The sequence below is a fragment of the Micromonospora sp. NPDC049081 genome (genome assembly GCF_040648835.1).
GTDB classification, from domain to species: domain Bacteria; phylum Actinomycetota; class Actinomycetes; order Mycobacteriales; family Micromonosporaceae; genus Micromonospora; species Micromonospora antibiotica.
Genome location: NZ_JBEZEK010000018.1, coordinates 125,110 through 133,605 on the forward strand (window position 1 = coordinate 125,110; position 8,496 = coordinate 133,605).

An 8,496-nucleotide genomic window follows, 5' to 3' on the forward strand; every position below is an offset into this window, starting at 1 on the left:
AACGACTTATACGCTCTTCCTCAATGCGGTACGACTACCCGGATGGGCACGGCCGGTGAATTGCTCGACAACTGTCGTCAGGCGGTTGACGCCGGCCAGGATCTTCTCGGGTGGCGTGGCCGCGTAACCGAGGACCAGCCCCCGGCCGATCCCTTCCAGCTCGTCGCCGAACGACGACAGCGGATAGACCCGCAGGCGTGCCTCCCGGCCGAGCCGGGCCAGGCGTTGCTCGTCGGCGGTATCCGGCAGGCTGGCGACCAGGTGGGTGCCCCGCGGCGGGTTGTCGATCGTGACGAACCCGCCGAGCCTGCCGCGCAGCGCGCCGACGAGGATGTCGCCGCGTTCCCGATAGACGTCACGCATCCGCCTGACGTGCCGGGCGAGATGATTCGCCTCGATGAACTCGGCGAGCGCGGACTGGGTGAGGATGTTGAGCGAGTTGACGGTCGCCCGTTGCACCTCGGTGACGATGTCGACGAGATCCGGTGGCACCACCAGATAGGCCAGGCACAGGCCGGGAAACAGAACCTTGCTGAAGGTCCCGACGTAGATGACCCGTCCACGCTCGTCGGCCTGGTGCAGCGGTGGACCGGGATTCTCCGCCCAGAACTCACCGTCGTAGTCGTCCTCGATGATCCAGCCGTCGTTGTCACTGGCCCACGCCAACACCTCGGCCCGGCGGGCCGCGGACATCCGGACCGACAGGGGGAACTGGTTGTTGGGGGTCACCACCGCCATCCGGGCGTCCGGGTGGCGGGCCTGGCCCACCCCGATGCACATGCCCTCGGCGTCGACCGGCACCGGGCAGGTCTCGACGCCGGCGGAGTGCAGGGCACCCCGGATGGCCTGCAGGCCCGGGTCCTCGACCAGGGCCTTCTCCCCCGGTTCGAGCAGGGTCACGGCCATGACGTGCACGGCGATCTGGGCGCTCGGCTGGATGATCACCTGTTCCGGGGTGCACCGGACGCCGCGCATGAGCCCGAGCATGGCCGCGATGCCCTTGCGCAGCGGCCAGTAGCCGGCCGGGTCGCGGTGGGTGTAGAGGGCACTGGTCAGCTGATGCGACTTGCTGAACATGATCTGGCCCCAGACCTTCGACGGGAAGAGGTCCAGGGCGGGCATGCCGAGGGTGAACGGCCGGTCCGGGTAGCGCAGCTGGTCGTGCGCCGGGGTGAAGTAGGCCGATGCCTCGGCCATCCGGCGGGCGGCCCGGGTGATGCGCAGTGGCGTCCGGGCGGTCGGCCGGGGGAGCTTGGCCTCCATCTCCCGGACGCTCTGCCGGGTGGCCACCCGGGTGCCGGAGCCCACCCGGCCGTCGAGGTAGCCCTCGGCGAGCAACCGGTCGTACGCCACGAGCACGGTGTTGCGCGAGACGCCCAACTCCTTGGCCAGGGTACGGGTGGCCGGCAGCCGGGTGCCCGGGGTGAGTTGTCCCGCCTCGATGCTCCACCGCAACTGTTCGTACAACTGTTGGTAAAGCGGTGCCGATGAATGACGGTCGATGAGGAAACCGCTTCCCGGCAGCGCGGGCGACTCACGTGGCATGCATTTGTCCCTTGCCCGATCGGGCGGGGCGGCATGGCACGTTCCGGCCCGCGCTGACGATCCATCTCCCGACCGGACCGGCTCAAGAAACGGAAATTACCATACCTACAACTTAGCTACTGGCGAGAGCGCGGCGGACCCCGCCGGCAGGACGATTCCTGACACCAGTCTGTCCAAATGGGCCGCGCTGTCCACGATGTACGGAAAGACGGTGCTCGTGTCGGCGAGTCGGCCCTCCGTGCGGGTGGGCAGGGTCACCGGCATCGCCACGTCCAGGAGGGACCGCCCGGCCGGACGGGGGGTGGTGAGATCGACGACGCCCCCCGCCGCCAGCCGGCGGTAGCTGGCGAGTTGACCGGTGAGACTGCCGAGCCCACCCGCCCCGGTCGACGGCCGACGGTCCGGCTGCCGGACGGCGGAGTCCAGGGCGAACCCGGTCAGCGCCACCACCAGGGTGGACCGCTCCGGATCCAGGTAGGCGATCTTGCAGACGTCGTCCTGGTCGGTGCAGATGTCCGGCCGGGCACTGGCCTTGGCCGGCTCGGTCAGGTCGACGGTGAGCACCCGGTAGCGTGGCCGGGCGCCGGTCAACCGCTCGTGGCACTGCAACACCGCCGCACCCGTCGCATCGGTCAGCACCACGTCCGGATCACCCAACAGGTCCGCCGACCACGGGGTCGTCGTCTGGATCGGGGTGGAGATGACCACCGCGCCGACGATCAGCCCGGCGATCAGGGCGACGAGCCCCTCCGCGCTGCCCATCGTCAGGATGGCCAGCCGGGTCTGCGTGCCGTCGCCGGACTCACCGATCCGCCCGGCCAGCGTCGCCGACTGGCGCAGCAGGTCACCGTAGGTGAGCGACGACTCGGTCTGGTTGGGCAGCTGGAACCGTACCGCCTGACCGGTCGCCCACCACCCGTCGGAGAGCAGTTCCTCAAGCCAGCGCATGATCCCTCGTTCCGGTCGACACGACGCCCTTGGACTGCAACAGGAACAGCGACAGGTTGCCCTCGTGCGGGATGCCGGGCGTGCTGTCCCAGGGCAGGGTCAGCCCGCACGTCACCTTGCGGACACTCGGGTCGGCCACCGCCGCGGCCCGCAGGTCGACGTCGTCGGTCACCAGGTTGAGCACCAGCGCGTCACCCAGGGCGGCGACGCCGTCCGCGCGCCGCCACGGGGCCACCACGACGAACGGGAACGGCAGCTCGACACCCACCGCCGGATGCCGCGGGTCGTCCGTGGACAGCACGGTGGGCAGCGGCCGGTGCGACCCGTCCGGCAGTCGCACCAGCGGGTCGGCACCCGCCGCCGTGTGCACGGTCGCCCCGGTCGTGAGCCCGGCGAGCTGCCGGCGCAGGCCCTCGGCGCGGGTGGCGTCGACCACGGGCAGGGTGGCGTCGGACGCCGTCACCTCCGGGCTGGCCAGCGCGTCGAAACGGGCGGCGAGGGCGTCGGCGACCTGCCGGGGATCACCGGTGGTCAACATCAGGGAGATGTTGTTGCACCGGGTCCCCCCGTCGTAGGCCGCGCTGACGGTGAGATGGTCGAGCACCTCGGCGGTCACCGGCCGGTCCAGCAGCACCCGGCTGCGGCCGGGCCCCCGGGTGGTGACCGTCGCGCTGTCGGCCCACCGCCGGACGGCGTCGCCGCCGCCGTAGACGATGCCCCGGTCGGCGGCTTCGAGGAGGTACTCCCCCACCGCCCGCTCGCCCGGCAGGAAGGAGATCCGGTGTTCCGCCAGGCCGGCGGCGAGCAGGGCCAGGGTCAACCGCCGGGCGGTGAAGGGTTCCCGGGTGCCGGGGCGCACCAGCACGCTGTAGCCCAGCGCCAGCGCGTGCAGCCACGAGTCGTTGGGCGCCGGGTGGTTGCTGGCCATCACGGCCGCGAAGAGCCGCCCGGCGGGCACCCAGGCCGTCTCGTAACCGTCGCCCAACCGGGACGCCGGCAGCTCCGCCCGGGTGGTGGCGGGCAGGTGGGTGAGGCTGCGCACGATGTCGGCCACGGCGTGCCGGACGGTGACCCGGGGCAGGCCGGCGGCGAGCGCGACCCGCCGCTCGTACTCCTCTGGGGTCTCCCCGTCTAGGTCGGCCGTGGCGAACAGCTCGGCGGCCCGCAGCAGCAGGTCGTGCCCGACCGGGGTGCCGTCGGCCGTCCGCCGGGCCCGGGTCACCGCCCCGACGGCCATCAGTCTCGGCACCATGCCCACCTCGCCCAGCAGGTCGCCCCGGACGTCGGCGAGCGGGGCCCGGTCGAGGCTGCGCACCGGCCGACCGCAGACGATCGGCTCCACCACGATGCCGGCCACTCAGTACACCCCCTCGATGACCCGGACGTCGCCGACCTCGGCCACGGTGCCGACCTCGGCCAGGCCGTCGACCGTGGCGTCACCGGCCGGCTCCACCCGCACGGCGGTGTCCCGCTCGATGACGTTGGGCAGGAACATCTCATCGCTGACCAGACTCAGCCGGACCCGGCCCCGCTGACCGTAGTCCACCACCGCGCCGTGCTCGTCGACCACGTCGATCCACACCGCCTCGGCGTACGGCTCGAACACGCACAGGTGCCGGTCGTCGGGACGCCGGGGCCGTTGCGGCGCCACCCCCATCAGGGTGTTGCCGTAGATCCCCACGATCGTGGTGTCGGGGAAGAAGACCTCCTCGACCTGGCGCAGGCTCTCCGGGCTGAACGAGGTGCCGGCCCAGATGATCGTCTCGACACTCCGCTCGACGGCGGCGTGCAGCTCCGGGTCCGCGCAGATCGCCTCGATCAGCGGGGGCGTGGTGCTGAGCACCTTGACCGGTTGCGACCGCAGCACCTCGGCGGCCTGGTCCAGCAGGTGCCGCACGTACCGCTTGACCATGTCGGTCTCGCCCGCAGCCACCAGCTTCTTGACCCAGCGCGGGTCGAAGTCGACGGTGTGGAACATGCCGTTGCCGAGGGCGGCGTAGCGGGCGCAGTCGTAGGCGAACACGTGCGGCCCGCTCGGGCCCAGGTGCAGCCAGTGCGCCGGATCGGCGATGTGGTGCGCCCGCAGCCGTTGCATCGCCCAGGACAGCAGCCGACGCCGGTAGTCCCGGTCGACGATGCGCTTGGGCGCCCCGCTGGTGCCGCCCGACTCGTACACCCGGAAGCCGGTGCCGGTCAGGCCGCGGGGGATCAGATCACCGACCGGCACGTGCCGCAACTGTTCGGTGAGGTCCGGAAACCGCACCAGGTCGGCCGCGCCGTCGATGTCGCGCAGCGGATCGAAGTCGAGCAGTCCGCGTTGACGCAGCCAGAACGCCGACCCGGTCTGCGGGTCGAAGTGCCAGTGCAGCAGCCGTCGGACCCGTTCGTCGAAGGTCTCGGCGCGGTCCTGCGCCAGCGCCGTGGTCATCGTGTCCATCTTCGCTCCTCGCCGATCGTCTGGGGAATCGCCCGGCACCGCCTCAGCGCGCGGCGGCGGCCGGCTCCGGGTAGGACATCGACAGCCCGATCTCGCGGGTGGCCTCCAGTTCCTGCGTCACCTCGGCCAGCTTCTCGCCGATCCGCTGCACGGAGTCCACGCCCAGCGGGAGCCGGAACGGCGGGTGCGGGTTGCGGCCGAGGTCGATGATGGCCGCCGCCGCCCGCTGCGGGTCCCCGGCCTGCGCGTGGTTGTGCCCGACCGACCAGCTGCGGATCCGCCCGGCGGTCTCGGCGTACTCCGGGAACTCCCGGCCGGCGAAGCGCAGCGACGAGGGGTCGAGGAAGTCGGTGCGGAACAGGCCGGGCTCGACCAGGCACACCTGGACCCCGACCGGTTCCAGCTCCACCCGCAGCGCCTCGCTGAGCCCCTCCACCGCGAACTTCGTCGCGGCGTAGACGCCCCAGCCCATCTTCGCGCTGAAGCCGAGCACTGAGCTGATGTTGACGATCCGGCCCCGGCGCTGACGGCGCAGCACGGGCAGCACGCTGCGGGTGACATTGAGCAGGCCGAAGACGTTGGCGTCGAACACCGCCCGGACCTCGGCGTCGGTGGCTTCCTCCACGGCCCCGAGCAGGCCCCGGCCGGCATTGTTGACCAGCACGTCGATGCCGCCGAAACTCTCCACCGCGGCGAGCACGGCCCGGTCGGCCTGGGACTGGTCGGTGACGTCGAGCGGGACCACGAGCAGCCGGTCGGGGTAGGGCAGGTCGGCCAGGCTGCTGGTGTTGCGTGCCGTGGCGACGACCTGCTCGCCCTGCTCCAGCAGCTGGCGGACGATCTCCAGGCCGAAGCCCCGGGAGGCGCCGGTGACGAACCAGACGGACATGCTGCTTCCCTCCTGTGGTACGGGCCGACACGTCGTCGGCCGGGGTGCGGTCAGATGGTGTGGGCGGCCTTGCGCGCGTCGTCCCGGGCCTGTTCGAGATCGGCGGCCAGGGACCGGCTGAAGTCGGTCGGGCGCAGCGCGATCTCGGTCACGGGGTCGACGCCGATGACCTGGAGCCAGTAGTTGAGGTACGAGGACTGGAAGTCGACGCCGAACTCCGGTGGACACCCGGGGGTGTAGACGCCACTGGTGTAGACGACACACGCCCGACGGCCGGTGAGCAGACCCTGGTAGCCGTGGCGCGGGTCGAGGCGGAACGTCAGTCCCGGCTGGGTGACGACATCAATGAAGTGCTTGAGCAGGTACGGGATTCCGAAGTTCCACATCGGCACGGAAAACAGATAGTGGTCAGCGTCGGTAAAGCGTCGGACGAGGTCGCGGGTCTGTTGCCACAACGCCGCCTCGTCGCCGGATCCGGCGGCACCGGAGATGGCGTTCTTCTTCGCGGCCACCGCGACGGCACCCACCGGGGGCAACGTGATCGAGGAAAGGTCGAGCACGTCGAGCTCCGCCCGGGGGTAACGCTCGCGGAATGCGTCGACAAACGCCTGGGCGACGGCCGTCGAACGGCTGGCCGGGCCGGTCGGTGAGGCGCTGACATGCAGAAGTCTGGTCACCGCCCCGACCTCCGCGGCTCGGCACCGGACAGCGCCGCCCCGGGTCGGTCGCAATGACTGCCGAGGGCTGACAAACGCGCCATGACTCCACTCTCTGTGTCGAGGGAAGAACGGAACGTCAGGAAGGCTAACCCAGCGTTAGCAGGGCAGCCAGAGCCATTCTTTGATCCGAGAGGGTGCCACTGGACGACCCCCTGCCCAGCACTCATTTCGGCGCGTGACGTTAAGGTGACTCAGGGTAGCGAGCATTGGCCCCGAAAATCGGGCCATAGACGACAATCACCGAACAGCTCTTCTGGAATGCACGATTTCAGGTTAACGAAGCGGTGTCGGTAAGCCGACCTGCCAGTTACCCGGTCGACTCGCCGCATTCTTCCGGCGACGGGACGCCCGGCGGCGACTAACCGGCACACACCTGGGGGGCGATCGCGTTTCCCACCAGCCGCTACCCCCACCACGATCAATCGGCAAATGGCACCCCCAACCCGCCGGACATGGCCGTGTCCGGCCGGGAAATCCGCTGCTACGGTCGGTGATCCGCGCCGCCGTGAACACACCGGCGCCGACCCCGGACCAGCCTTCTCCCGCCCAGATCCGGAGATCTCATGAAGTCCGTAGCCACGCCGGCCGAACTCACCGCTGCAATCGTGATGGCCGACATCGCCCTCGTCCTCCTGGTAGCCCACCTGTTCGGCGGGATCGCCCGCCGGCTGCGGCAGCCCGTGGTGATCGGCGAGATCGTCGCCGGCATCGCGCTGGGCCCCAGCCTGCTCGGTCTGCTCCCCGGCGACCTGACCACCCTGCTCTTCCCCGCCGCCGCCCGGCCCTACCTGTCGGCCATCTCGCAGGTCGGCCTCCTGCTGTTCATGTTCCTCATCGGGTGGGAGTTCGACCGGCGCATCGTCTCCCGACGCAAGAGCCTCACCGTGTCGGTGTCGGTGTGCTCCATCGCCCTGGCCTTCACCCTCGGCGTCGGCCTGGCCAACCTCATCTATCCCCGGCACGCGACGATCGCCGGCAAGCACGTGCCGTTCCTCGCGTTCGCCCTCTTCCTCGGCGCCGCCATGGCCATCACCGCGTTCCCCGTCCTGGCCCGCATCCTGCGCGACCGCGGCCTGTCCCGCACCCAGGTCGGCGTGCTGGCACTGGCCAGCGCCGCCATCGACGACGTGCTGGCCTGGTGCATCCTCGCCGTGGTCGCCGCGGTCGCCACCGCCCGCGACGCCACCGACCTCGTCCAGGTGGTCATCATGTCCGCCGGCTACGTCGCGGTCATGGCCCTCGCGGTCCGCCCCGGCCTGGCCGCCCTGATCCGCCGCATCGGACCGAACACCTACCAACTCGCGGCCATCACCGCCGCCGGGGTCTTCCTGTCCTCCTACGCCACCACCTGGATCGGCATCCACGCCATCTTCGGGGCCTTCGCATTCGGATTCGTCATGCCCCGGCACCCCGCGGAGCCGCTGACCAGACACATCCGGGTGCCGTTCGAGAACATCGGCCTGGTGCTGCTGCCGGTCTTCTTCATCGTCACCGGGCTGAGCGTCGACATCGCCGCACTGACCCTGACCAACCTGCTCGAACTCGCCGCGATCATCCTGGTCGCCTGCGTCGGCAAGATGGCCGGCGCCGCCCTCCCCGCGCGTGCCTTCGGCCTGCCCTGGCCGCAGGCACGACGACTGGGCGTCCTGATGAACACCCGGGGGCTGACCGAACTGATCGTGCTCAACATCGGCGTCTCCCTCGGCGTCCTCGACGGACAACTGTTCACCATGATGGTCGTCATGGCACTGGTGACCACCGCGATGGCCGGCCCGCTGCTGGCGACCCGCGCACCCGCGCCCGACGAGGTACCCGCGATGGCCGCCGAACCCGTACCGGCGATCCGCTGACCCTCGGCCGCAGGGCCGGTCCGGGTGGGTGCGACGGGTCATGGGGCGCGCTGGGGAAGTCGTGGATCCGTTGCGGGTGGGAGATGTCCTCCAGCCGGGGGTCGCCAC

Annotated in this window: 7 protein-coding genes; 1 reads left to right on the plus strand and 6 read right to left on the minus strand. The window is 70.7% G+C overall.

The window, feature by feature from the left end; all coding sequences use genetic code 11:
- Nucleotides 1–6 precede the first annotated feature (6 nt).
- From AB0B63_RS23660 to AB0B63_RS23685, 6 genes are all read right to left on the minus strand, one after another.
- Complete coding sequence (locus AB0B63_RS23660; RefSeq protein WP_357022247.1) at nucleotides 7–1,545, minus strand: PLP-dependent aminotransferase family protein; 1,539 nt, start codon at nucleotides 1,543–1,545, stop codon at nucleotides 7–9.
- Nucleotides 1,546–1,650: 105 nt separating this feature from the next.
- Nucleotides 1,651–2,493, minus strand: coding sequence for a hypothetical protein (locus AB0B63_RS23665; protein ID WP_357022250.1), 843 nt, complete (start codon nucleotides 2,491–2,493; stop codon nucleotides 1,651–1,653).
- Complete coding sequence (locus AB0B63_RS23670) at nucleotides 2,480–3,850, minus strand: aldehyde dehydrogenase family protein (protein WP_357022253.1); 1,371 nt, start codon at nucleotides 3,848–3,850, stop codon at nucleotides 2,480–2,482. Before AB0B63_RS23670 ends, AB0B63_RS23665 begins: the two co-directional genes overlap by 14 nt.
- Nucleotides 3,851–4,930, minus strand: coding sequence for a hypothetical protein (locus AB0B63_RS23675; protein ID WP_357022256.1), 1,080 nt, complete (start codon nucleotides 4,928–4,930; stop codon nucleotides 3,851–3,853).
- 43 nt (nucleotides 4,931–4,973) lie between these two features.
- A complete protein-coding gene (locus AB0B63_RS23680) occupies nucleotides 4,974–5,819 on the minus strand; it encodes an SDR family NAD(P)-dependent oxidoreductase (protein ID WP_208570051.1) in 846 nt (281 codons plus the stop codon).
- Between the two features lie 50 nt (nucleotides 5,820–5,869).
- Nucleotides 5,870–6,496, minus strand: a complete 627-nt coding sequence (locus AB0B63_RS23685; RefSeq protein WP_208570052.1) for an NAD(P)H-dependent oxidoreductase — start codon at nucleotides 6,494–6,496, stop codon at nucleotides 5,870–5,872.
- 605 nt (nucleotides 6,497–7,101) lie between these two features.
- On the opposite strand from AB0B63_RS23685, the gene AB0B63_RS23690 reads away from it, so the two are divergent.
- On the plus strand, nucleotides 7,102–8,388 hold the full coding sequence (locus AB0B63_RS23690; protein ID WP_208570053.1) for a cation:proton antiporter: 1,287 nt from the start codon (nucleotides 7,102–7,104) through the stop codon (nucleotides 8,386–8,388).
- Nucleotides 8,389–8,496: the final 108 nt, after the last annotated feature.

Bases quoted from the DNA above. Each gene is read 5' to 3' on its own strand.
- AB0B63_RS23660 (WP_357022247.1), bottom strand. From the start codon at position 1,545: ATGCCACGTGAGTCGCCCGCGCTGCCGGGAAGCGGTTTCCTCATCGAC.
- AB0B63_RS23665 (WP_357022250.1), bottom strand. From the start codon at position 2,493: ATGCGCTGGCTTGAGGAACTGCTCTCCGACGGGTGGTGGGCGACCGGT.
- AB0B63_RS23675 (WP_357022256.1), bottom strand. From the start codon at position 4,930: ATGGACACGATGACCACGGCGCTGGCGCAGGACCGCGCCGAGACCTTC.
- AB0B63_RS23680 (WP_208570051.1), bottom strand. From the start codon at position 5,819: ATGTCCGTCTGGTTCGTCACCGGCGCCTCCCGGGGCTTCGGCCTGGAG.
- AB0B63_RS23690 (WP_208570053.1), top strand. From the start codon at position 7,102: ATGAAGTCCGTAGCCACGCCGGCCGAACTCACCGCTGCAATCGTGATG.